Genomic DNA, 22,918 nt, shown 5'->3' with positions numbered 1-22,918 from the left:
AAGGCACAGTTCGCCGTCATCTTCGGCGAACGCTTCATCAGGGCCATGGCGGCGTAATGTTCATCCGCCCGCCCGCACACGAAATTCCTGACACTCCCCGCCTCGGTCCCCGAAGCCCGCGCCGGCATCGGCCGCTACATCGCGTTCTACAATGCCGTCCGGCCGCACTCCGCGCTTGGCGGCCGCACGCCCGACCAGATATACTTCGACCAGCCGTTACTCGCAGCGGCGTGATCAACCAGCGGCAATCCACTTATTCGAGCCGCGAGCCTGTTCAGACAAATCAAGCCACCTCTCCCTATGCCCTGATCCTGACAGCCGGCAATGTCAGCGACGTGAAGGCAGCGCCTGCGCTTCTCGAACGGGCGGGCCGAATGCGTTACCTCCTTGCTGACAAAGGCTATGATGCCGACCGGCTGCGCCGTTCGCTACGTGACGCCGGATCCGTTCCCGTCATTCCCGGACGGCGAAACCGCAAACGCACAGTCCGCTACGACAAGAAAAGGTATCGCGGCCGCCACCTGATCGAAAACGCCTTCTGCCGCCTCAAGGATTTCCGCCGCGTAGCGACCCGCTACGACAAACTCGCCGACAACTTCCTCTCAGGCGTCGCTATCGCCACTGCAATCGCCTTCTGGCTCTGATTGAGTCTCGGCCCTAAGGCCTATACAGCGGCCAGCTATGCCCAATTTTGAGTTGGGTCGGTTCGTTCGTCTGTATCCTATCGTCTGCCATGGGGGCGCAACTGAGGGCGAGCGCTCGATCAACAGTCGAGTGGAAATGGCTGCGTTATGGCGGCGCTTATGATGTTTTTGCGCCCTGTCCACGGTAGGGCATCTGCGGTGTACAGAGATTTGTCTTAACGGTGTGGGCTGGCCGAATCTCGCACCAAGAGCGTCGAAGTCTCATCCCTGCTGGACTTCCCATGCGCTGATCGGGCGGGGCCGGAGCCACCGCCCGCCGCGATTTCAGGCCGTCAGGTCGAGGACGATGCGGCCCTCGATCTGGCCTTGGCGCATCCGGTCGAAGACTTGGTTGACCTCGCCCAGCGGCACGCTGGCGACCGTCGCCTTCACCTTGCCGTCGGCGGCGAAGTCCAGCGATTCCTGAAGGTCCAGCCGGGTGCCGACGATCGACCCGCGCACTGTGATGCCGTTCAGCACCAGTCCGAAGATATTGAGTGGAAAGTCGCCGGGAGGCAGGCCGTTGAGTGCGACGGTGCCGCCGCGCGCCATCATGCCCACGGCCTGTGCAAAGGCCCTTTCGCTGACCGCCGTGACCAGCGCGCCTTGTGCGCCGCCGCCGGTCTCGCGCCTGATCGCCGCCGCCGGGTCCGCTTCGGTCCGGGCGTTGACCGTGACCTTCGCCCCCAGCCGCCGGGCGAGGTCCAGCTTGGCGTCGTCGACATCGACCGCCGCGACGTTCAGGCCCATGGCGACGGCATATTGCACCGCCATATGGCCCAGCCCGCCTATGCCGGAGATGACGACGGTATCCCCCGGCTTGGTATCGGTCATCTTCAGCCCCTTATAGACCGTCACCCCGGCGCACAGCACCGGCGCGATCTCGGTAAAGCCGATATTGCCGGGCAGATGGCCGACGAAGTTCGGATCGGCGATGACATAATCGGCAAAGCCGCCATTGACCGAATAACCGGTGTTGAGCTGGCTCTCGCACAGCGTCTCCCACCCGCCCAGGCAGTGCACGCAGTGGCCGCAGGCGGTGTAGAGCCAGGGCACGCCGACCCGGTCGCCTTCCTTGATGTGGCGAACGCCCTTGCCGACCGCCGAGACATAGCCGACGCCCTCATGCCCCGGAATGAAGGGCGGGTTGGGTTTGACCGGCCAGTCGCCCTCGGCGGCGTGCAGATCGGTATGGCACACGCCCGAGGCCTGGATCGCGACCTGGATCATGCCGTCGCTGACTTCCGGTACGGGGACTTCGTCGATGGTCAGGGGAGCACCGAATTCGCGGACGACCGCCGCCTTCATGGTCTTCGACATGGATATTCTCCTATCGTCGGGGTGATGAAGCGGGGATGGGCATCCCCGCCTTGACCGGGGTCAAAAGAAGCCGAGCTTCTTGGCCGAGTAGCTGACCAGCAGGTTCTTCGTCTGCTGATAGTGATCGAGCATCATGCGATGCGTCTCGCGCCCGATCCCGGACCGCTTGTACCCGCCGAACGCCGCATGGGCGGGATAGGCGTGGTAGCAGTTGGTCCATACCCGCCCCGCCTGGATCGCGCGGCCCATGCGATAGGCGCGGGTGCCGTCGCGGGTCCACACGCCCGCGCCCAGCCCATAGAGCGTGTCGTTGGCGATACGCAGCGCCTCCTCATCGTCCCTGAAGGTCGCGACCGAGACGACGGGGCCGAATATCTCCTCCTGGAAGACACGCATCCTGTTGTTGCCGCTCAGCACGGTCGGCTTGACGTAATAGCCCTCCAGCCCCTCGGGCCGGTTGCGCGTGCCGCCGGTCAGCACCTTCGCGCCCTCGTCGCGGCCGATGTCGAGATAGCCGAGGATCTTGTCCATCTGCTCCTGCGATGCCTGGGCGCCGACCATGGTGGCGGGGTCGAGCGGATCGCCCTGGATCATCGCCTCGACCCGCGCGACAGCCTTTTCCATGAAGCGGTCATAGATGGACTCGTGGACCAGCGCGCGGCTGGGGCAGGTGCAGACCTCGCCCTGGTTGAGCGCGAACATGGCGAAACCCTCGATCGCCTTGTCGAGATAGTCGTCATCCTCCGCCGCGACATCGGCGAAGAAGATGTTCGGGCTCTTGCCGCCCAGTTCCAGCGTGACGGGGATCAGGTTTTCGGACGCATAGGACATGATCAACTGCCCGGTCGTCGTCTCGCCGGTAAAGGCGATCTTCGCGATGCGCGGGTTCTGCGCCAGCGGCTTGCCCGCCTCCACGCCATAGCCGTTGACGATGTTCAGCACGCCCTCGGGCAGCAGGTCGGCGATCAGTTCGGCCAGCACCATGATCGAGGCGGGGGTCTGTTCGGCGGGTTTCAGCACCACGCAATTGCCCGCCGCCAGCGCCGGCGCCAGTTTCCAGCAGGCCATCAGCAGCGGGAAGTTCCACGGGATGATCTGCCCCACCACGCCCAATGGTTCGTGGAAGTGATAGGCGACGGTGTCGTGGTCGATCTCCGAGATGCCGCCTTCCTGCGCGCGGATGCATCCGGCGAAATAGCGGAAATGGTCGATCGCCAGCGGCAGGTCGGCGGCGGTCGTTTCGCGGATCGGCTTGCCATTGTCCCAGGTTTCGGCGGTGGCGAGCAGGGCGAGATTTTCCTCCATCCGGTCGGCGATGCGAAGGAGGATCAGCGCGCGTTCGGCGACGCTGGCGCGGCCCCAGCCGTCCTTGGCCTTGTGCGCGGCGTCGAGCGCCAGTTCGATATCGGCGGCCTGGCTGCGCGCGACCTGGCAGATCACCTGCCCGTCGATCGGCGATCGGTTGTCGAACCAGCGTCCGTCGACCGGATCGACCCATCGGCCGCCGATGAAATTGCCATAGCGTTCCTTGAACGGCGCTTTGCGGGTCTTGATGGCTTCCTGGATCGTCATCGAACCTCTCCTTTGTCGATTATGGGACAAAGGCTCCGCCCATGCCGGGGCGAGGGCAAGCGGGTCCGCGACGAAGCGCGCGTGTCGCGATGGACTTTCTGCGCGCGAAGCGTAGCATGTGTCGCACGACGCGACGTGAAAAGCGCGCCAGTGTCGCAATTTGCGACAGTTGGAGAAGGATGCGGCGATGGATGGCGCCGGGATAGAACAGGGGCGACGAGCCTATTTCGACGAGGGGCAACTGCCCCTGGAAAGCGTGCGCCAGCCGGTGTTGCGCTCCTGGCTGCGCTGTACCGACATGGGGCTGGCCCAGGGCAGGCGACGGAACGGCGGGCCGCTGACCGAAAGCGAACTGACCGTCCTGCGCCAGCGTCGCGAGTCGCTGCGTCGCCTGTGCCGCCCCGAACTGGAAATGTTGGCGGGCGAGGCGCGCGAGACGGGCAGCGTGGTGATTCTCGCCGATGCGGACGGGATGATCCTGGACAGTATCGGCGATACCGGCTTCCTCTCGCGCGCGGCGCAAGTGGCGCTGCGGCCGGGCGTGTCATGGACCGAGGCCAGCACCGGCACCAACGCGATCGGCACCGCCATTGCCGAGCGTCGCCCGATCGCCGTCCATGGCCCGGAGCATTTCTTCGCCGAACATGCGGTATTAAGCTGCGCGGCGACGCCGATCCTCGACCCGCGCGGCGCGATCGTCGGCGCGCTGGATATGTCGGGTCCATCGGTGAACGGGCATGGCCATGCGCTGGGGCTGATCCGGCTGGCGGTGGACCAGATCGAGCATCGGCTGTTCCGCTCGGGCTTCGCCGATTGTCGCGTGCTGCGCCTGCATGACGATGCGGCGATGCTGGGCACCGCGCGCGAGGGGATATTGGTGTTCCGCGACGAAAGGCTGGTCGCCGCCAACCGGCGCGGGCTTTCGCTGGTCGGGCGCAGTTGGGAGGCGCTGGACGATACGGCGCTGGGCGAAGTGGTGGACATGCGGGACCAGGGCGCGCGGGGGCGATTGCGCCTGACCAACGGTGCGACGCTGATCGGCGGCTGGGATGCCGAAGGGCGGGGCGGCGTCGAACTGCCCTTGGCCGCCCGCCCGCTGGCCGACGACCGGGCCGAGGCGATCGACGCGGCGCTGGCGGCGCATGGCGGCAATGTCTCGGCAACGGCGCGGCAATTGGGCGTCCATCGCAGCACCATCCACCGACATCTGGCCCGGCAGCGCTGACCGGGGCGGCCCGGCGCTTCGATCGTCACCTCATCGACAGCCAGACTTATCGGGAACAACGCTCCGCCGATTTGGCGGAGTGGCATATCTGAATGTTGATCCGGCCTGGCCGGCTAAGCGAAGGCCTTCAGAGACCGAGATGCATCGTGGGGAGAGCGGTTCGCGTCAGACTGCCAGCACCCAGCAGATCGCGGCAATGGCCTAACGGTCGAGGGAATTGCTCCGCCTTGACGAGGTTGCCTGCGCAACCTGCTTTTCATGATTGGGAAGCGAGCGCCAATCGTGTCTTGTCGGCATATATGACGCGAGCGATCCCGTAAGCCGATAGCGCGTCGGCGAGCGCATTACCCCCGCCCTCGATCTTCAGGACGCCGCTGAACACGCGGTTCGCGAGCTGCTTGTCGGTCAGTTCGATACGTTGCGTGGAATAGCGGTTGAGTTCGGCCACGACCTCTCTCAGTGGCGTAGCCTCGAACGTCAGTTCCCCCTTGCGCCATCCGGTCGCGGTATCGGCACCCGCGCTGGTGAGTTGCAGACCCGATCGATCGATCGTCAGCCTATTGCCCGGTACCAGCGTCATCGCGCGACCCATGGTGCGGCTGTCGACGCGAACCGATCCTTCGATCAAACTGACGACGACCCGGTCGGCCGCCGCGCGTACCGCGAATTGCGTGCCGAGCGCGGTGACGCGGTTTCCGTCCGCGGACACGATGAACGGATGGCGCGCATCATGCGCGACTTGGAAAAACGCCTGGCCGCGCTCGATCGCCACTCGGCGCGTCGCACCCGGCACCGCGACACGGACAGCGGATTCCGCATCGAGCGTCATCAGCGTTCCGTCCGGCAGGGTGATATGGCGCATCAACCCGGTCGGCGTCGCATAGCGTGTATCCGCGACCTGGGTCGCCGGCCCCGCCGCATATCGGTCGACGACCAGCGCGGCGGTGCCACCGATGGACAGTAGCACGGCCGCAGCGGCCGCCATCGGCCACCAGCGACGCGCGGGGGCGGGGCGCGTATCGTCGCGGGCCGCTGCGACCATGGCGAGCAGGGCCGGATCGCTCCGTGCGTCATCCAGGATGCGGGTCGTGGATACCAGTTCGTGCCAGGCGCGATCATGCGCATCGTTGGCCGATAGCCATTGCCCGAACGCGGCCCGATCCGCCGGTGTCGCGTTATCGGCATGCAGTCGCGCATACCAGGACGCGGCGGCGGCGTCCGGATCCCTCGATACGGAACCCATCAGCGTAGCGAGCCTGCAAGGTGCTTGATGGCTTTCATGATATGCTTTTCGACCGCACTCACCGATATTCCCATATGTCGGGCGATCGCAGCGTAGCTCATTTCCTCGAAGCGATGAAGGACGAACGCCTGGCGCATGCGCTCAGGCATGTCGTTCATCGCGGCGATGAGCTGCGCGAGATGCTCCTTGCCTTGTAGGACGCGCTCGGGCGAGCGGTCCTCAACGGGATGATGAATTTCTTCAAGGCTGTCGTGCGCGGAACGGTGGCGCACGGTGTCACGGCGGCCACGATCGGCAAGCACGCTTTGCGCGACCTGGAACAGATAGCCGTCGATATTGTCGATGGCGTCGGTCGCGCGGCGGGTCTGCATGCGCAGTGCAACCTCCTGGACCAGATCGTCGACCTCGCCGATCGGCGCACGCTTCGTCAGGAACCGGCGGACCGCGTTGAGATGGCCCGATAGGTCGATGGCATCCCCGTCACCGCCGGAAATGCGCGCATAGGAATTCCGCATGATCGGCCCCGTCTTGCCCGCCCGAGCCTCTGGCATCCCCCTTTATATATTCGCCGCAATCGATCATGTTGCCAGCAGGCCGTCAAGCGTACAGTGTCGCAAAACCGTCATCAGAGCGGAGGGGAGGGGCAACAGCGTATTCCGGGGGGTCGAAACGCGCGTCCTGATGCATGCCCGTGATCTTGCTATACGAACGATTGCGATATCCGCGGCCTGCGTTGCCAATGGCGAGGCGGCATCGTCGCCGCACGAACGGGTCGTGTTGGCCATCCCCGCCGGGCGGCTGGATGTCGCGCTGCGTCGACTGGCGACGCAGACGGGGCAGCAGATCCTGTTCGATCCTGCGGTGATCGGCGGTCGTACCAGCGCGGCGCTGCACGGGCCGATCGAGCCGGAACGCGCGCTTCGGATGCTGCTCGCCGACACCGGGTTGGTCGCAAAGCGTGTCCGCGCCGGCGTCATCATCATCGTTCGCCAGGCCCCGCCGCGATCGGCCGCCAATACCTTGGCGGCGGGGCCGGCGGGGCGAACGCCGGAAATCCCGGTGCCGTCCGCCGAGATCGTCGTCACCGCCCTCAAACGCCCCACCTTTCTCGGTGATACCGAGATCAGCATGGACGCGGTCAGCGGCGGCCAGGTGGTGGCCCGGGGCGCGTACGACCTGCGCAGCGCCGCCGCCCTGTTGCCCGGGCTGGTCCCGATCGCCACGGCACCGTTGCAGCAGCGGATCGCCATTCGAGGCGTCACCGGAACCGGCGAGTCCATGGTCGGGGTCTATTATGGGGAAACGCCGATCAGCGGGCCGTCGGGGACCACTTTCGATCCCGCCGCGAGTACGCCCGATATCGACCTGGTCGATATCGACCGGATCGAGCTGCTGCGCGGGCCGCAGGGTACGCTCTACGGCGCGAGTTCGATGGGCGGCACGCTGCGGGTGCTGTTCAACCAGCCCGACGCGACGCGCTGGGCGGGCCATGTCGAGGGGGGCGTGTCGGCGGTGCAGGGGGGAGGGACAGGCGCAAACGTCGCCGCGGTCGTCAACGCGCCGATCATCCGCGACACTTTGGCGGCGCGGTTCGTCGTGCATCGTCGAACCGTCGGCGGCTATGTCGACAATGATCGGCTGGGGGTGAAGGACACCGGCGCCGTGCTACGCCGGGGCGTCCGGATGGGGCTTGCCTGGACACCGTCACAGGCGGTGCGCGTCGATGCGCTGGCGCTCCATCAGGATACGCGGGTCGACGATGCGGGATTCTGGTACCCGGACCTGGGCCGCTATCGCAACGATCAGCCGGTGCGCACGCCCAATAGCGAGCGGCTCGACCTCGCCAGTGTCACCGCGCACTGGACGACCGACGCCGTTGCGGTCGTGGCGACGGGCTCGCACTATCGCTGGACGATCGTCAAGGAAGGCGACTTCACGGCGGTACTGGCGCAGCAGGCGACCAGCGACGCGAGTTGCCGGCGATATGCGATGCTTGTCGGCGAAACCGGCTGCACCCCTGAGCGGCGCCGCGCGTTCCAGGCCTATCTGCAAACGCGATTGCCGGGCGTGCTGTACCAGCCGTTTCGCGTCGACAGCACGACCGCGGAGGTTCGCGTATCCTCCGACCGGCCGGGGGCGCCCGCCTGGACCATCGGGGCGTTCGTCGAGCGGCGGCGTGATTCGGCCGAAAGCTATACGGTCCGTGCCGACGCCGTGACCGGGAAGCGGGTCGTGCCGCTCGACATCACAGGATTGCGGCTGCTGCACAGCGCGCTCGACCAGCAGGCGTTGTTCGCGGAGACGCGCTGGGGCATCGCGCCGCGACTGTCGGCGACATGGGGGCTGCGCTATTTCCACTATCGGCGTAGCGCCGACGGGTCGGTCCCGATCCCCAATATCATCACGGGCACCGGCGCGATCGGCAACGGCCGCTATGCGCGCGCGGATGACGGCGTCAACCTGAAGGCGGAACTCGCCTATCGCCTGCCGGGCGAGACCCTGATCTATGGAATCGCATCGGAGGGGTTCCGGCCCGGCGGGGTCAACATCACGCCCGACCTGACCGACCAGGAACGCATCTACGACGCCGACCATGTCTGGAACTACGAACTGGGCGTCAGGACCAGGGGCGCGGGCGGGCGGCTCGCGATCGACGGCGCGGTCTATCATATCGACTGGTCCGACGTGATCTATGCGGCATGGAGCGCGAACGGCGCGTTCGGATACAACACCAATATCGGTACGGTGCGGATCGATGGGGTCGAGGCCAAGGCAAGCCTGGCGATCGGTGCCATAAGGCTGACCGGATCGGCCAACTATACCTATGCGCGACTTGGCGAGGACCAGCCGGTCGGTACCACGGATGGCGCGGGACGACGCGGCGATCCGCTACCCAACGTGCCACGGCTGGGCTATGCGGCAGGGGTGCAGACCAGCATGTCGGTGGCGGGCGGGAAGGTCGCCACATTCGGCATCGACGCGGTCGGCGCGACCCGCGTGCCCACCGCCTTCAACGATCGCAGTCCCTATTACGAAGTCACTCCGGCACGGTTCATAATCGACGCCAACGCCGATATCCGGCTGGCACGGTGGCGTGCCGCGATCGGCGTGCGCAACGTACTGAACGCGGTCGGCGCGAACCGGCTGACGTCGAGTTCGTTCGGCGAGCGGCAACTCTACAGCAGCGCGCCCCGCACGGTGATGCTGTCCCTCGATCGCGATTTATGAGGGGCGTGGCGTCGTGGGGTTGAGGACATCGGACGCAATCGCGTCTCGCATAGCAAGGGGGCGTCGCCCCGGTCTCGAACGATGGGTGTTTCTATGAAGATGATGCTGCTTACCGGATGTGCGATGATGGCGAGTGTCGGCGCGGCGTGGGCCGATCCCGCGCCCGGTCCTGCCGCCAACAGGGCGGCGATCGATGCCCAGATCGAGAAGACCTATCCCGCGCTCGACGCGCTGTACCGTGATATCCATGCACATCCCGAAATCGGGATGCAGGAGGTGCGCACCGCCGCGCTGTTGGCGAGCAAGATGAAGGCCATGGGTTTCACCGTGACCGAGAAGGTCGGCGGAACGGGGGTGGTCGCGATCTACCGCAATGGTCCCGGGCCGACCGTGATGGTGCGCACCGAACTCGACGGCCTGCCGATGGAGGAGAAGACCGGGCTCCCCTATGCGAGCCGTGCGCAGACCGAATATGAAGGCAAGACGACCTTCGTCGCGCAAAGCTGCGGCCATGACGTGCACATGGCGGCGTGGATCGGGACGGCCCAGGCGCTGCTGGCGATGAAGTCGCAGTGGAAGGGCACGTTGATGTTCATCGCCCAGCCCGCCGAGGAGCAGCTGAAAGGCGCCAAGGCGATGCTTGATGACGGATTGTTCACCAGGTTCGCCAAGCCCGATTACGGTTTCGCCGCGCATGTCGGGTCGGGCGAGACGGGGACGGTGCTGGTCAAGGACGGCGTCACCAGCTCCAATTCGGACAGCTTGCAGATCACCTTCAAGGGGCGCGGCGGGCATGGATCGATGCCGAGCGCGACGATCGACCCCATCGTGATGGGCGCGCATTTCGTCACCGACGTCCAGACGGTGATCAGCCGCCAGAAGGACGCCAACGCGTTCGGCGTGGTCACCATCGGCGCATTCCAGGCGGGAACCGTCGGCAACATCATCCCCGACATCGCCACGCTGAAGCTGAGCCTGCGGTCGTTCGACAAGGATGTGCGGCAATTGCTGCTCGATGGCGTGAAGCGGACTGCCGAGGCTTCGGCGGCGATGTCGATGGCGCCCGCGCCCGACGTAAAGTGGCTGTACGGCACCGCCGCGGTGTTCAACGACCATGCGCTGGCCGAACGCGCGGCGGCGGAACTGAAGGCGGCAGGCGGCGACCGCGTCACCTATGTGCCCGCAACCGCGCCCGGCTGGTCGGCGAGCGAGGATTGGTCGGCGTTCGTCGATGCCGGGGTGCCGTCGGTCTATTTCACGATCGGCGGCTATGACGCCGCGACCCTGGCCGCGTTCAAGGCCAAGGGCGAAGCGGTACCGAGCAACCATTCGCCCTTCTTCGCACCCGATCACGACAAGGCGATCCGGACCGGTATCCGCACCCTGACGCTTGCGGTGCTGATGGTGACGACGCCGAAGTGACCGCTTCCGCGACGATGGAGCAGGCGCGGCGGGCCAAGGCGGCGGGCGATCTGCGCACCGCCGCCATCCTGTACGCCCGCGCCGTCGCGGAACGGCCCCAAAGCGCGGTGGCGGAGCATAATCTCGCCTCGACGCTCGGCGATCTCGGCGAATTCGCCGGGGCGGTGGAGGCATCCGCTCGCGCCCTTGCCAAGGGATCGACCGCGCCCGAGACGTGGTTGGTCCACGCGCGGGCGTTGCAAGGGACGGGGGATTTCGATGCGGCAGAGGCGGCGTTCCTGTCTGCGGTCGAATTGCGCGCGGACTATGTGGCGGCGCATCGCGACCTGGCGCAACTGCGCTGGATGCGGACGGCGGATGTCGGCGCGGCACTCGCGGCGGTCGACGCGGACCGCATACCCGCACTCGCGTCGGTCGAGGCGGTCGTGCTGATGAGTGCGGGCGAGCTGGAGCGCGCGGCGGCGGTGCTCGACCTGGCGATTGCGCTCACGGCGGATGCCGGGCTGCATCTCCTCGCGGCGAATGCGCGGGCCGCTTTGGGCGAGGCCGAGGGCCAGCTTGCCCATGCGACGGCGGCCTTGCGGCTTGCGCCGTCATCCGCCGAGGCGGCGAAGGCGGTGGTGGAAGCCTTGCTGCACGACGGGCGTCCCGCAGAGGCGGCGACATTGGCGATGCGGATCGGCACTGCCGCACCGGACGATCAGGGGGTGATCGCATTGCTTGCAACCGCGTGGCGACTGCTCGGCGATCCGCGTTATGCCGTGCTGTGCGATGATCCCGCACTGGTTTCGGCGCGCAGTATCGACGTGCCGCCGGGATGGTCTTCGTTAGCGGCTTTCCTCGACGATCTCGCGGAGACGCTGCGCGCGCGGCATGCTTGGCGAACCCATCCGCTCGGCCAGTCGCTTCGCCAAGGCAGCCAGACGCAGGAGGATTTGAGCAAGGTCGACCATCCGGTCCTACGCGCGCTGTTCGCGGCGCTCGACACACCGATCCGCGCGCATCTGGCGCAGTTGGGGACGGGGGCCGATCCGGTGCGGCGGCGCAACACCGGCGGATATCGTTTCGCGGGGGCATGGTCGGTGTTGCTGCGGTCCGGTGGCTATCACACTGATCACGTCCATCCGCGCGGGTGGTTGTCGTCCGCCTTCTATGTCGATCTGCCTGCGTCCGTAGCGGAGGAACCGCAGGGCTGGCTGGCTTTCGGGCGGCCCGGCGTGCCGACCCGACCTGCGCTGCCGCCGACGCGCCATGTCCGGCCGGTGCCCGGACAGTTGGTGCTGTTCCCCTCCTATCTCTGGCATGGGACCGAGCCGTTTTCCGGGGATGTCCCCCGGCTGACGGTGGCGTTCGATCTGATACCGCGCTGATTTATCGTCACGGCGGACTGAGGGACCGACCCGAGCATACGTCTTGAGGAACACGGGGACGGTCACGTCCGGCGGCAAAGGGGCGATATCATATGTCGAAGGTCATGCTTTTTCTGGGCGTCGGTGCGTTCGCGCTGGCAAGTGCGGCCTCCGCCGAGCCGATCACCCCAAAGGTCGGCGCCGTTACCGCACCGTTCGAAGCCTTTGCGCAGGAACCGGGCAGCGACTATTTCCTCGCCGATTACGACGCCTATGAAGCCTATCTGAAGAAGCTCGCGAGCCAATCGGACCGTATGAAGCTGGTCGATATCGGCAAGTCGGCGGAGGGACGCACGATGTGGGTCGCGATCGTCAGCTCGCCTGCGAACCTGGCGAAGCTCGGCCATTACCGCGACATCGCACGCAAACTCGCCAAGGCGGAGGTGAAGACCGAGGCCGAGGCGCAGGCGCTCGCGAACGAGGGCAAGGCGATCGTGTGGATCGACGCCGGGATGCACGCGACCGAGACGGTGACGACGCAAAGCCAGATCCATGTGCTCTACCGCATGCTGACCGGGAACGATGCGGAAACGATGCGCGTGCTGAACGACGAGATCATATTGTTCGCACAGGACAATCCGGACGGGCTTCAGCTGGTCGCGGACTGGTATATGCGCAATCCCGACCCCAAGGATCGCGAGTTCCGGACCATCCCGCGTCTCTACCAGAAATATATCGGCCACGATAACAACCGCGACAGCTTCATGGTGCAGATGCCGGAGACCGAGGCGGTCAATCGGATGCTGTTCCGGACCTGGTTTCCGCAGATCATCTTCAACCAGCACCAGACCGGACCCGCCGGCATGGTGGTGTTCGTGCCGCCGTTCCGCGACCCGTTCAACTATAATTACAACCCGATCGTGATGACCGAATTGCAGGAGGTCGGCTCCGCGATGCACAGTCGGCTGGTGTCGGAACAGAAAGGCGGATCGGGGATGCGCAGCGCCGCGCCCTATTCCACCTGGCATAACGGCATGGAACGCTCCGTCGCCTATTTCCACAATTCGATCGGGTTGCTGACCGAGATCATCGGCGGTCCGACCCCGGAAAAGATCCCGCTGATCGCCGACACCCAGCTCGCGCGCAGCGATGAGCCGTTGCCAATCGCACCGGGCGAGTGGCATTTGAAGGACAGCCTGGAATATCAATGGTCGCTGAACCGCGCGGTCATGGATTACGCGTCGCGCAATCGTGAGCGGCTGCTGATGAACATCTGGCGGATGGGCCATCAGGCGATCGTTCGCGGCAGCGAGGATAGCTGGACCACCACGCCGAAACGGGTCGATGCGCTGAAGGAGGCGGGGAAGGGGGCCAAGGCCGACGAAGGCTATGTGGGCTATAACAGCCGCGCGAGGGAGGGGATGGTCGCGCCTTCGCTCTATGCCACGGTGTTGCAGGACCCGGCCAAGCGCGACCCGCGTGGCTATGTGCTGGGTCCCGACCAGCGTGACATGCCGACCACGATCGCGTTTCTCAACGCGCTGATCAAGAACGGCGTCGATGTCGATCGCGCCACCGCGTCGTTCACTGCCGGCGGCAAGCGCTATCCGGCGGGGACATATGTGGTGAAGACCGCGCAGGCATACCGCCCGCACGTGATCGACATGTTCGAACCGCAGGATCATCCGCACGACCCCGAATTTCCCGGCGGTCCGCCCAAGGCGCCATATGACGTCACCGGCTACACGCTGGCCTATCAGATGGGCATTCGCTTCGATCGCGTGCTCGACGATTTTTCGGGCAGCTTCGAACCCGTGCCAGACCTGTTGACGGTGGGCCCTGGCCGCGTGATCGGTTCGGGCAAGGCGGGCTGGATCGTCGGGCATGAGGCGAACAACAGCTTCATTCTCACCAATCGCCTGTTGAAAGCGGGCGTGCCGGTGGCCTGGATCGGGGCCGCGACCAGGGCGGGCGGCAAGGATCTGGCCGCCGGTGCGATCTGGGTCCCGGCGTCGGCGGCCGCTGCTGCCATCATGGCGTCGTCGACCAGGCAGCTCGGGATCGACGCCTATGCCGTGGATCGTGCGCCCGCTGCCACCAGGCTGGCGTTGAAACCGGTGCGCGTCGGCCTGGTCGATCGCTATGGCGGGGTGATTCCCGCTGGCTGGACCCGCTGGTTGCTCGAACAATATGAATTCCCGTTCAGCGTGGTGTATCCGCAAGAGCTGGATGCCGGGAACCTGAACGCCAAATATGATGTGCTGCTGTTTGCGGACGGTACCGTGCCTACGACGCAGGGCGGGCCGTATCCGGGGGGCTATCGCTTCGCGATGCCCGCCGCGAAAAACATCCCGGCCGAGTATCGCGGCTGGCTGGGCGAGGTCACGCCCGAAAAGACGCTTCCCGCGGTCGCGGCGTTCGCAAAGGCCGGGGGGACGGTGGTGACGGTCGGCAGCGCGAACCGACTGGCGACGCTGCTGGATCCGCAGATACAGCCCGCACTGGTCACGAAGAAGGCCGATGGGTCGCTCGCCGCGCTCGACAAGAAGCAATTCTACATTCCCGGCGCATTGCTGTCCGCCCGGGTCGATACCCGCCAGCCGCTGGCATACGGCATGACGCCGACGGTCGATATCTTCTTCGACGAAAGTCAGCCGTTCACGCTGTCCGGCACCGCGGCGAAGAAGGTCGCGTGGTTCGAGGGGGCGGCGCCGTTGCGCAGCGGCTGGGCGGTGGGGCAAGAGCGCCTCGACGGTACGGTCGCGATCGTCGATGCCGATCTGGGCAAGGGCAAGCTGTTCGCGATGGGCCCTGAAATCACCCAGCGCGCACAGCCCTATGCGACGTTCAAGCTGTTGTTCAATGGCCTGCTATACGGTCCGTCGGTGACCGCCACGCGTTGACCTCATGATATAATAGTACGCGATGATGGCATTTTGGGGGCGATTGGGAACAATCGCTCCCTTTTTCTTGGAACTTTTTTCTTTGCGCACGTGAGGTGCCGCGATCGGACCGCGTCATGATCCTTGAGGCCGCCAACGATGCGGTTGGTTCAAGGGGGAAGTTCGACATGGTTGTACGGGGTATCACGCGGGCGTTTCTCGGCGGGAGCTGCGCTTCCATTGCACTCGCCGCCGGCACGGCGCATGCGCAGAGCAGCGTGCCGACCGCGCCGCCAGCCAGCGTACAGGCTGAACAGCCCGAGGATGAGTCGCTCGGGGAAGTCACCGTCACCGGATCGCGCATTGCCCGGTCCGACTATGTCGCGAACAGTCCGATCGTCTCCCTGTCGAGCGATACGCTGGAAAATACCGGTCGTGTCACCGTCGAGAGCGCATTGTCGCAGATGCCGCAGTTCACCGGCGCGTTCGGGCAGGGCAATACCGGCAGCACCAGCACCGGTCTGAACGGCGGCCAGGCCAATGCCAGCCTGCGCGGCCTGGGGGCGAAGCGCACGCTGATCCTGCTGGACGGCCGCCGGATGCAGCCCTCCAACCCCGATGGCTCGGTCGATCTGAACACCATTCCGGAAGCCCTGATCGAGAATATCGAGGTCATCACCGGCGGGGCATCGACCACTTATGGGTCGGATGCGACCGCCGGCGTGGTCAATTTCCGGCTGCGCCGCAATTTCAAGGGCGTGACCCTCAACGGCCAGACCGGCGTGAGCGACTATGGCGACGGCAACACCTATCGCATCACCGCCACCGCCGGTTCGACCTTCGCCGATAATCGCGGCAACGCTGTGCTGTCGTTCGATTATACCCGCCGTGACCCCGCGCAGCAGATCAAGCGCGACTATTATACCTTCCGCACCACCACGCCCGGGCTGAGCACGATCCCGCAGGGTACCGCGCTGTTCGGTGCCAACCTGCCGACGCTCGCCGCGGTCAATTCGGTGTTCGTGGGACAATATGGAACGCCCGCGCTGACCGGCAATGCGGCCGGGCGCTATACCGGGCAGATCGGCTTCAACACCGACCAGACGCTGTTCAGCACGGCGGGCGTTCCCGTGCTCAACTATCGCGATCCCCAGACCGACGAAGCCTATATCGTCAACAGCGGCACCAACAGCCAGCAGGTCAATTTCGGCTATAATGGCGGATCGCTACAGGCCGATCTCGATCGCTATTCGGTGTTCGGCAAGGTCGACTACGACGTCACCGACAACATCAAGGCGTTCGGCCAGTTCAGCTATACCACCTATAATTCGGTCGGGATCACCAACCCGACGCTGGCCTCGAACGTCTATGGCCTGACGGTGCCGACGACGAACCCGTTCATCTCGCCGGCCTTCCGCTCGATCCTGGCGTCGCGGCCCAATCCCAACGCGGCGGTCACCTTCTACAAGGCGCTCAACATCCTGGGTCCGCGCGTCCAGTCCTATGAATACGACGTATATCAGTTGACCGCCGGACTGTCGGGCAAGCTCGGCATCCGCGACTGGACCTGGGACATCTACGCGAACACCAGCAAGGCCAAGTTCCAGAACGCGCAAACCGGCGGCGCCAGCGCGGGCGCCATCTCGCGCCTGCTGAACAGCCCGACCGGCGGCACCGAATTGTGCGCCGGTGGCTTCAACCCGTTCGGTAACGTGACGCCTTCGCAGGAATGCGTTAGTTACATCTCTCGGCGCACGCTCAACACCAACGAACTCCAGCAAAAGACCATTGAAGCAAATATCCAGGGCGGCCTGGCAGAGTTGCCGGCGGGGAGCCTCCGCTTCGCGCTGGGTGCCGACTATCGCAGCAATTCCTATGCGTTCCAGCCGGATGCGCAACTCTCGCTGCCTGACGGGACCAGCGATATCCTGGGCTATAGCGTCCTGCGCGCGGCCGGCGGAACGGTCAGGGTGGGCGAGGTCTATGGCGAGCTGCTCGTGCCGTTGCTGCACGATATCCCATTGATCCAGCAATTCGATCTCGATCTCGGCTATCGCTATTCCAACTATAATTCGGTCGGCGGGGTGCACGCCTACAAGGCCGATGCGAACTGGCAGGTGTTCGACGCGCTGCGGTTGCGCGGCGGATATAATCGCGCGATCCGCGCCCCGAGCGTGGGCGAACTCTACGCCCCGATCTCGACCGGCAGCGTCGCGATCGGCAGCCCCGCCGCGACCACCGCGAACGGCGATCCGTGCGACGTGCGATCGTCCTACCGCGTCGGCGCGAACGGCGCGCAGGTCCGTGCGTTGTGCCTGCAACAGGGTGTGCCGACCGCGATCATCGATAGCTATCAGCTCGGCACGGCGCAGGTGTTCGCGCTGACCGGCGGCAACCCCGACCTTCAGGAGGAAATCGCCGACACCTATTCGGCGGGCGGCGTGATCCAGTCACCCTTCTCGTCGCCGCTCTTCCGCAACATGTCGCTGTCGGTCGATTATTACCGCATCGACATCAAGCAGGCGGTCGGCCCGCTTTCGATCGCGCAGGCATTCCAGTTCTGCTTCAATGCGGGCGGCAACAACCCGCAATATGCCGCCAGCAATTATTACTGCTCGCTGATCTCGCGCAATACGTCGAACGGCGTGCCGGTGAACCCGCTGCAACCGCTGCTCAACCTCGGCACCTTCAAGGTGCGGGGCATCGACGTCCAGTTCGACTGGAAGGTCAATCTTTCGGACATCGGGCTGGGAAGCAACGCCGGGACGGTCGCGCTGAATACCGCGGTCAGCTATCTGGCGTCGTTCACGATCCAGGCACTGCCGGGCGCGCCGAGCTATGATTATGCCGGCAGCATCGGGACCGGCGTCGAAACGACGGCGGGGCTGGCGCATCCCGAATGGAAGTCGGTGACGTCGTTCACCTACTCGCTGGGCGGGGCCAGCCTCGGGCTGCGGTGGCGGTATATTGACGGCATGATTGCCTCGGCGAAGGTCGTGAACCCCGCGAGCAGCACGCGCGGTGTCGACGCATACAACGTGTTCGACCTGAACGCGCGGTTCGAGGCGGGCGATACCACCGAATTCCGGATGGGGGTCACCAACCTGTTCAACACGAAGCCGCCGCAGGTCGGCGACACCCAGGGCAATTACGACGCGCAGAATTACGACGTGATCGGTCGCTACTTCTTCATGGGAATCACCAAGAAGTTCTGATCCGCACGGACTTGAGGAGATAGACGATGAAGACCATGATGCTCTGGGCGGCGCTGATGACGACGACCGCCGCCATGCCCGTCACGGCGCAAGACCTTGCGCCTACCGATCGCACCGCGCTGATCTCTGCGGTCGATGCCAATGCCGCGCCGATCTCGGACACCGCGCTGCAAATCTGGAAATATGCCGAGATGGGCTATCTGGAGACGAAAAGCTCGGCGCTGCTGCAAGCCCGGCTGAAGGCTGCGGGGTTCACGGTGAAGGCGGGGGTGGCCGGCGAGCCGACCGCCTTCGTCGCCAGCTTCCGAAACGGGACAGGACCGGTCATTGGCGTGCTTGCCGAATATGACGCTCTCCCCGGGCTGTCGCAGGCCGCCTTGCCGGTGCGGACCCCCTTGGGTGGGGATGCCGGTCATGGTTGCGGCCACAATCTGTTCGGCACCGCGTCCACCTATGCCGCGATCGCCGTCAAGGACTGGATGGTCAAGAACGGCGTGCAGGGCGAAATCCGCGTCTATGGCACGCCGGCCGAGGAAGGTGGGTCGGGCAAGGTCTATATGGTCCGCGAGGGCCTGTTCAACGACGTCGACACCGTGCTGCACTGGCATCCGGGCAATGCGAACTCCGCATCGCAGGCGCCGTCGCTCGCCAATATTTCCGGCAAGTTCCGCTTTCACGGCAAGTCGTCGCATGCATCGGGCGCGCCCGAAAAGGGGCGGTCGGCGCTGGACGGAGTCGAGGCGATGGACGCCATGGTCAACATGATGCGCGAGCATGTTCCCGACCATACGCGGATCCACTATGTCATCACCAACGGGGGCAAGGCGCCCAACGTCGTGCCGGACGAGGCCGAAGTCTATTATTATGTCCGCGACCAGGATCCGGAGATCGTCAAATCGGTTATGGAGCGGGTCAAGAAGGCCGCGCAGGGCGCCGCGATGGGCACCGAGACGACGGTCGACTTCGAACAGATCGGTGGCGTCTACAGCCTGTTGCCGAACGAAGTGCTGATGAAGGCGATGGATCGCGGGCTGCATGCCGTGGGCGGGATCACCTGGACACCCGAAGAGATCGCCTTCGCCACCCAGTTGCAGAAATCGATGCCGGCGGGCGCCCCCGCTCTCGCCAGCGTCGGCCAGATCGAACCCGCTCGGCTTGAGACGAAGGCGATCGGCGGGTCCACGGACGTGTCGGACGTCAGTTGGGTGACGCCGACGGTGGGGCTGTCGACCGCGACCTTCGTGCCGGGATCGGCGGGGCATAGCTGGCAGAACGTCGCGGCGGCGGGATCGAGCATCGGCGTGAAGGGCGCCATCGTCGCCACCAAGACGCTCGCGCTGACGGCGGCCGAACTCTTCCGCAACCCGGCCGAAATCGCTGCTGCCAAGGCGGAGCTCCAGAAGCGCCGGGGGCCGAACTTCACCTATGAGGCCATGCTGGGCAATCGCAAGCCGCCGCTGGATTACCGAAAGACCGCGTCGGAATAGCCTCGAAGATCGGGCGCTTCCCGGAACGCGCGACCATCATGAGTGTCCATCGGTGTCCAAAGGGGATCCCTGCTCCGTCGCGCCAACATGGCAGGCGAGGCAGGGGGCCGATGCTGACGATGGATGAACCGGAACTCGAGAGCGTTGCCGCCCGGCCTTAGCGATCGTGCGCAGAATGTGCTGTAACATCCCGCTCAGGGAGACGGTGGCGAAGGCGTCGATGTGCGACGACATGGGGGGCTCATCGACGCTATCCGGACCGGAGACCGGATTGCGGCTTCGCCTGAAACCGTCGCTATTGGCATGGCCTATGCCTGTTCGGAGTGGCGCTCCGCAGCCTGGGCCATCCCGCGTCTTCCGCGAAAGGTGCGGGGGCTCATGCCGGCCCGCACGCTGCTTATCCGTGGCGGCTATCAGCGAGCGGTGCGCGCGCCCATCGGCGAGTTGCTCAGCTCGCCGATGGGCGCGAACGGATCACGGGTCCGGGCACGGTGCTGCGGCCTGAATTCGCGTCGCCGGTCTTCAACAGCCTGTCCTTCTTGGTCGACTATTACGACATCTCGATCCGCGACGTGATTTCGACGGTGGCGGGCAACACCACGCTGGCCAAATGCTATAACCAGGACGGCAGCAACCCGAGCTACAGCGCGACCAACACTTTCTGCCTGCTAATCTCGCGCGGCAATAGCGGCGGTATCGCCAATGTCTCGCTGCCCTATCTCAATCCGGGCGGGTTGAAGGCCAGCGGTGTCGACTTCCAGCTCGACTGGGCCGTGCCGCTGGGGTCGCTGGGTAGTCTGGGCGAGGGGCGCTTCACGCTCAACTCGGTCGTCAGCTATCAGATCAAGAACTTCGCAACGGATGCATTCCAGGAGTTCCGGGGCACGATCGACGCGACCAATGCGCTTCCGCTGCCCCGCTGGCGCCATCTGAACGCGATGCGCGACGTCACGGCGGTGATCCGCCCGGCAAACCCTGCGTCCGGCGCGCCGGCCTGTGATCTGTTCGACCTGACCGCGCGGGTTCGTGTGAACGACGCCTATCAGTTCCGGTTCGGCGTCACCAATTTGTTCGACAAGGCGCCGCTGGTGATCGCGGGCACTCCGGGCAATACGCTGCCCGGCACATAGGACGTTCTGGGCCGGTCCTTCTATGTCGGCGTCAAGGCACGGTTTTGATGTGCTTTCGGCCCGCCTCTCCGCAGGCGGGCCGATTTCTTCGGGAAAGATGATGTGGGTGGCGCCGCGATGCCGTTCAACAAGGCGAGCCACGCAGTGCGGTGATCTCCTCCGCGTCGCCGAGCATCAATCCGACGCGCTGATGCAGTCCGGTGGGCAGGATATCGAGGATTCGTGTTTCGCCATCGATCGCCGCGCCGCCCGCCTGTTCGATCAGATAGCTCATCGGATTGGCCTCGTACATCAGGCGAAGCCGGGCTTGTCCGGTGCGCGCGTCGCTGGGGTAGAGGAAGGTGCCACCGCGCTTCAGGATGCGGTGAACGTCGGCCACCATCGATCCGGTCCAGCGCATTGAATAGTCCCGGCCGCACGGCCCCTCGGTTCCGGCGACCCGGTCGTCGACGAAACGGGCGACGGCCTCCGACCATTGGCGCCGCCGCGCCGCGTTGATCGCGAATTCGGGCGTGCCGCCGGGCATCCGGATTGGGCCGTCGGTCAGGTTCCAGGACCCCACTTCACGGTTCAGCGTAAACTCGTACACACCGGTCCCGATCGACAGGATCAGCAGCGTCTGCGGGCCATAGATGGCATAGCCCGCCGCGACCTGCTCCGAACCGGGCTGGAGGAAATCCTCCTCACCGATCTCGCGACCCGCCGCGTCCGCCGGAGCCTTCAGCACCGAGAAGATCGTGCCGACCGACAGGCAGACATCGATGTTGCTCGACCCGTCGATGGGATCGAACAGCAACAGATATTCGCCCTTGGGATAGCGGTTGGGGATGCGGTGGATCGTCTCCATCTCCTCCGACGCCATCGCCGCCAGATGTCCGCCCCATTCATTGGCATCGAGCAAAAAGTCGTTGGCGATGACATCCAGCTTCTTCTGGACCTCGCCCTGCACATTCTCGCTGCCCAGCGACCCGAGCACCTCGCCCAGCGCGCCCTTCGACACGGCATGGCCGACCGTCTTGCAGGCGCGCGCCACCGTCTCGATCAGCAGGCGCAGTTCGGAAGGCAGGTTCGCAGGCCCCCGCTGCTGTTCGATCAGGAAGCGCGTGAGCGACATTCGTGGCATCATGGTCAGGCTCCGGGAACGGTGGAGGAGAGAGAAGGCGTCAGGGGTTCGCTGGAGCCGCGGGCGATCAGGCGCCCGGCCAGCACCACCTTGCGGACCGCCGCATCGGCATGGTCGAGTCGGTCGATCAGCATCGTCATGGCGGTGCGGCCGATCTCCTCGACCGGCTGCTCGATCACCGACAGGCCGCCGCCGACCAGATCCATCCACCCCTCATTGTCGAACCCGGCCAGCGCCATGTCGCCCGGCACCGACAGGCCGAGCCCGTGCAGCGTGCGCAGCACCGCCATCAGGGCCAGGCCGTTGCTGGCCACCAGCGCCTCGGGGCGGTCCGGGCGGGCGAGCCGGTCGGCGACGATCCGCGCCACCTCGCCATCGCCATGCGGCACGGCGATCGCCTCGGCCTCGAGGCCCAGCCGCCGCGCCGCTGCCTCGAAGCCCGTGCGGCGTTCCTCGCCGGTGCTGCTCGAAGCGCCGAACAGTCCAGCGATCCGGCGGAAGCCGCGCGCATGGAGATGCTCGACCAGCATCGCCGCCATCGCCGCATTGTCGAGCACCACGCAGTCATGCGCGATGCCGGGCGTGGTGCGATCGATCAGGATCATGGGATAATCGGGCTTGGTCTTGGCCAGTTTGGCCAGCCCCTGCCGGGTCGGTGCCAGGATGACGCCAGTGACGCGCTCGTCCTGCATCAGTTGCAGGTACATGGCCTCACGGACCGGATCCTCGTCGGTGTTGCACAGGATCACCCGCATGCCACGCGCATAGGCCAGGTTCTCGATGACGCGCGAGACGGCGGTGAAGAACGGGCTGCGGATGTCCGCGACGACCAGCCCGATGGTGTTGGTATGCCGCGAGCGCAGCCGCCGCGCGGCAAGGTTTGGCCGATAGCCCGTCGAGCGCACCGCCGCGAGCACGCGGTCGCGCATCGACTCATCGACGTTGCGACCGCCCAGCACGCGCGAGACGGTCGCGGTCGAGACATTGGCGACTCGCGCTACATCCTTGATGCCTACCGTCATGGAAAACGTTCTCTCCT

Annotated in this window: 16 protein-coding genes; 10 read left to right on the top strand and 6 right to left on the bottom strand. The window is 65.5% G+C overall.

From position 1 onward, the window contains the following. Nucleotides 1-87 precede the first annotated feature (87 nt). Both SM191_RS01120 and SM191_RS01115 read left to right on the top strand, forming a co-directional pair. Nucleotides 88-234: an integrase core domain-containing protein gene (locus SM191_RS01120; RefSeq protein WP_341504589.1), complete on the top strand. Its 147-nt coding sequence runs from the start codon at nt 88-90 to the stop codon at nt 232-234. Further along, nucleotides 231-644 (top strand): IS5 family transposase, encoded by a 414-nt coding sequence (locus SM191_RS01115; protein WP_341504578.1) that lies wholly within the window; start codon nt 231-233, stop codon nt 642-644. The genes SM191_RS01120 and SM191_RS01115 overlap by 4 nt, the downstream gene beginning before the upstream one ends. 324 nt (nt 645-968) lie before the next feature. On the opposite strand, the gene adhP is transcribed toward SM191_RS01115, so the two are convergent. Next, a complete protein-coding gene (adhP, locus tag SM191_RS01110) occupies nt 969-2,003 on the bottom strand; it encodes an alcohol dehydrogenase AdhP (protein WP_341504577.1) in 1,035 nt (344 codons plus the stop codon). Between the two features lie 60 nt (nt 2,004-2,063). Further along, entirely contained in the window at nt 2,064-3,575 is a 1,512-nt protein-coding gene (gene adh / locus SM191_RS01105) for an aldehyde dehydrogenase (RefSeq protein WP_341504576.1), read from the bottom strand. A gap of 187 nt (nt 3,576-3,762) precedes the next feature. Here adh and SM191_RS01100 point away from each other — a divergent pair, with 187 nt between their 5' ends. After that, nucleotides 3,763-4,800 (top strand): sigma-54-dependent Fis family transcriptional regulator, encoded by a 1,038-nt coding sequence (locus SM191_RS01100; RefSeq protein ID WP_341504575.1) that lies wholly within the window; start codon nt 3,763-3,765, stop codon nt 4,798-4,800. A 256-nt stretch (nt 4,801-5,056) separates the two neighbouring features. On the opposite strand, the gene SM191_RS01095 is transcribed toward SM191_RS01100, so the two are convergent. Together SM191_RS01095 and SM191_RS01090 are read right to left on the bottom strand one after the other, a co-directional pair. Then, on the bottom strand, nt 5,057-6,043 hold the full coding sequence (locus tag SM191_RS01095) for a FecR family protein (protein ID WP_341504574.1): 987 nt from the start codon (nt 6,041-6,043) through the stop codon (nt 5,057-5,059). Beyond that, on the bottom strand, nt 6,043-6,558 hold the full coding sequence (locus SM191_RS01090) for an RNA polymerase sigma factor (RefSeq protein ID WP_341504573.1): 516 nt from the start codon (nt 6,556-6,558) through the stop codon (nt 6,043-6,045). Before SM191_RS01090 ends, SM191_RS01095 begins: the two co-directional genes overlap by 1 nt. 262 nt (nt 6,559-6,820) lie before the next feature. On the opposite strand from SM191_RS01090, the gene SM191_RS01085 reads away from it, so the two are divergent. The 7 genes from SM191_RS01085 to SM191_RS01055 all read left to right on the top strand — a co-directional run bounded on the left by SM191_RS01085 (nt 6,821) and on the right by SM191_RS01055 (nt 20,756). Further along, a complete protein-coding gene (locus tag SM191_RS01085; protein ID WP_341504572.1) occupies nt 6,821-9,271 on the top strand; it encodes a TonB-dependent receptor domain-containing protein in 2,451 nt (816 codons plus the stop codon). A 93-nt stretch (nt 9,272-9,364) separates the two neighbouring features. Further along, nucleotides 9,365-10,693: an amidohydrolase gene (locus tag SM191_RS01080; protein WP_341504571.1), complete on the top strand. Its 1,329-nt coding sequence runs from the start codon at nt 9,365-9,367 to the stop codon at nt 10,691-10,693. Beyond that, entirely contained in the window at nt 10,690-12,063 is a 1,374-nt protein-coding gene (locus SM191_RS01075) for a putative 2OG-Fe(II) oxygenase (RefSeq protein ID WP_341504570.1), read from the top strand. The genes SM191_RS01080 and SM191_RS01075 overlap by 4 nt, the downstream gene beginning before the upstream one ends. Before the next feature lie 92 nt (nt 12,064-12,155). Continuing rightward, nucleotides 12,156-14,945 carry a M14 family metallopeptidase gene (locus SM191_RS01070; RefSeq protein WP_341504569.1) on the top strand — a complete coding sequence of 930 codons (2,790 nt, stop codon included), beginning with the start codon at nt 12,156-12,158 and terminating at the stop codon, nt 14,943-14,945. Between the two features lie 167 nt (nt 14,946-15,112). Then, on the top strand, nt 15,113-18,139 hold the full coding sequence (locus SM191_RS01065) for a TonB-dependent receptor domain-containing protein (protein WP_341504568.1): 3,027 nt from the start codon (nt 15,113-15,115) through the stop codon (nt 18,137-18,139). A 26-nt stretch (nt 18,140-18,165) separates the two neighbouring features. Beyond that, nucleotides 18,166-19,626, top strand: coding sequence for an amidohydrolase (locus SM191_RS01060; protein WP_445949798.1), 1,461 nt, complete (start codon nt 18,166-18,168; stop codon nt 19,624-19,626). A 491-nt stretch (nt 19,627-20,117) separates the two neighbouring features. Next, nucleotides 20,118-20,756 (top strand): TonB-dependent receptor, encoded by a 639-nt coding sequence (locus tag SM191_RS01055; protein ID WP_341504567.1) that lies wholly within the window; start codon nt 20,118-20,120, stop codon nt 20,754-20,756. A gap of 124 nt (nt 20,757-20,880) precedes the next feature. On the opposite strand, the gene SM191_RS01050 is transcribed toward SM191_RS01055, so the two are convergent. Together SM191_RS01050 and SM191_RS01045 are read right to left on the bottom strand one after the other, a co-directional pair. After that, the gene (locus SM191_RS01050) at nt 20,881-21,879 is read right to left on the bottom strand and encodes a class 1 fructose-bisphosphatase (protein WP_341504587.1); all 999 of its coding nucleotides are present in this window, start codon (nt 21,877-21,879) and stop codon (nt 20,881-20,883) included. A gap of 5 nt (nt 21,880-21,884) precedes the next feature. Beyond that, nucleotides 21,885-22,901 (bottom strand): LacI family DNA-binding transcriptional regulator, encoded by a 1,017-nt coding sequence (locus SM191_RS01045; protein ID WP_341504566.1) that lies wholly within the window; start codon nt 22,899-22,901, stop codon nt 21,885-21,887. Nucleotides 22,902-22,918 lie beyond the last annotated feature (17 nt).

Origin of the sequence: Sphingomonas sp. 2378, assembly GCF_038084995.1 — a bacterium.
Taxonomy (GTDB): Bacteria; Pseudomonadota; Alphaproteobacteria; order Sphingomonadales; family Sphingomonadaceae; genus Sphingomonas.
Note: the sequence above shows the minus strand (reverse complement) of the source record. Positions and strands in the feature narration are given on the sequence as shown.

Excerpts from the sequence above, each read along its gene's own strand:
- adhP (WP_341504577.1), bottom strand. The coding sequence starts at position 2,003 with ATGTCGAAGACCATGAAGGCGGCGGTCGTCCGCGAATTCGGTGCTCCC.
- adh (WP_341504576.1), bottom strand. The coding sequence starts at position 3,575 with ATGACGATCCAGGAAGCCATCAAGACCCGCAAAGCGCCGTTCAAGGAA.
- SM191_RS01100 (WP_341504575.1), top strand. The coding sequence starts at position 3,763 with ATGGATGGCGCCGGGATAGAACAGGGGCGACGAGCCTATTTCGACGAG.
- SM191_RS01095 (WP_341504574.1), bottom strand. The coding sequence starts at position 6,043 with ATGGGTTCCGTATCGAGGGATCCGGACGCCGCCGCCGCGTCCTGGTAT.
- SM191_RS01090 (WP_341504573.1), bottom strand. The coding sequence starts at position 6,558 with ATGCGGAATTCCTATGCGCGCATTTCCGGCGGTGACGGGGATGCCATC.
- SM191_RS01080 (WP_341504571.1), top strand. The coding sequence starts at position 9,365 with ATGAAGATGATGCTGCTTACCGGATGTGCGATGATGGCGAGTGTCGGC.
- SM191_RS01070 (WP_341504569.1), top strand. The coding sequence starts at position 12,156 with ATGTCGAAGGTCATGCTTTTTCTGGGCGTCGGTGCGTTCGCGCTGGCA.
- SM191_RS01065 (WP_341504568.1), top strand. The coding sequence starts at position 15,113 with ATGGTTGTACGGGGTATCACGCGGGCGTTTCTCGGCGGGAGCTGCGCT.
- SM191_RS01060 (WP_445949798.1), top strand. The coding sequence starts at position 18,166 with ATGAAGACCATGATGCTCTGGGCGGCGCTGATGACGACGACCGCCGCC.
- SM191_RS01050 (WP_341504587.1), bottom strand. The coding sequence starts at position 21,879 with ATGCCACGAATGTCGCTCACGCGCTTCCTGATCGAACAGCAGCGGGGG.
- SM191_RS01045 (WP_341504566.1), bottom strand. The coding sequence starts at position 22,901 with ATGACGGTAGGCATCAAGGATGTAGCGCGAGTCGCCAATGTCTCGACC.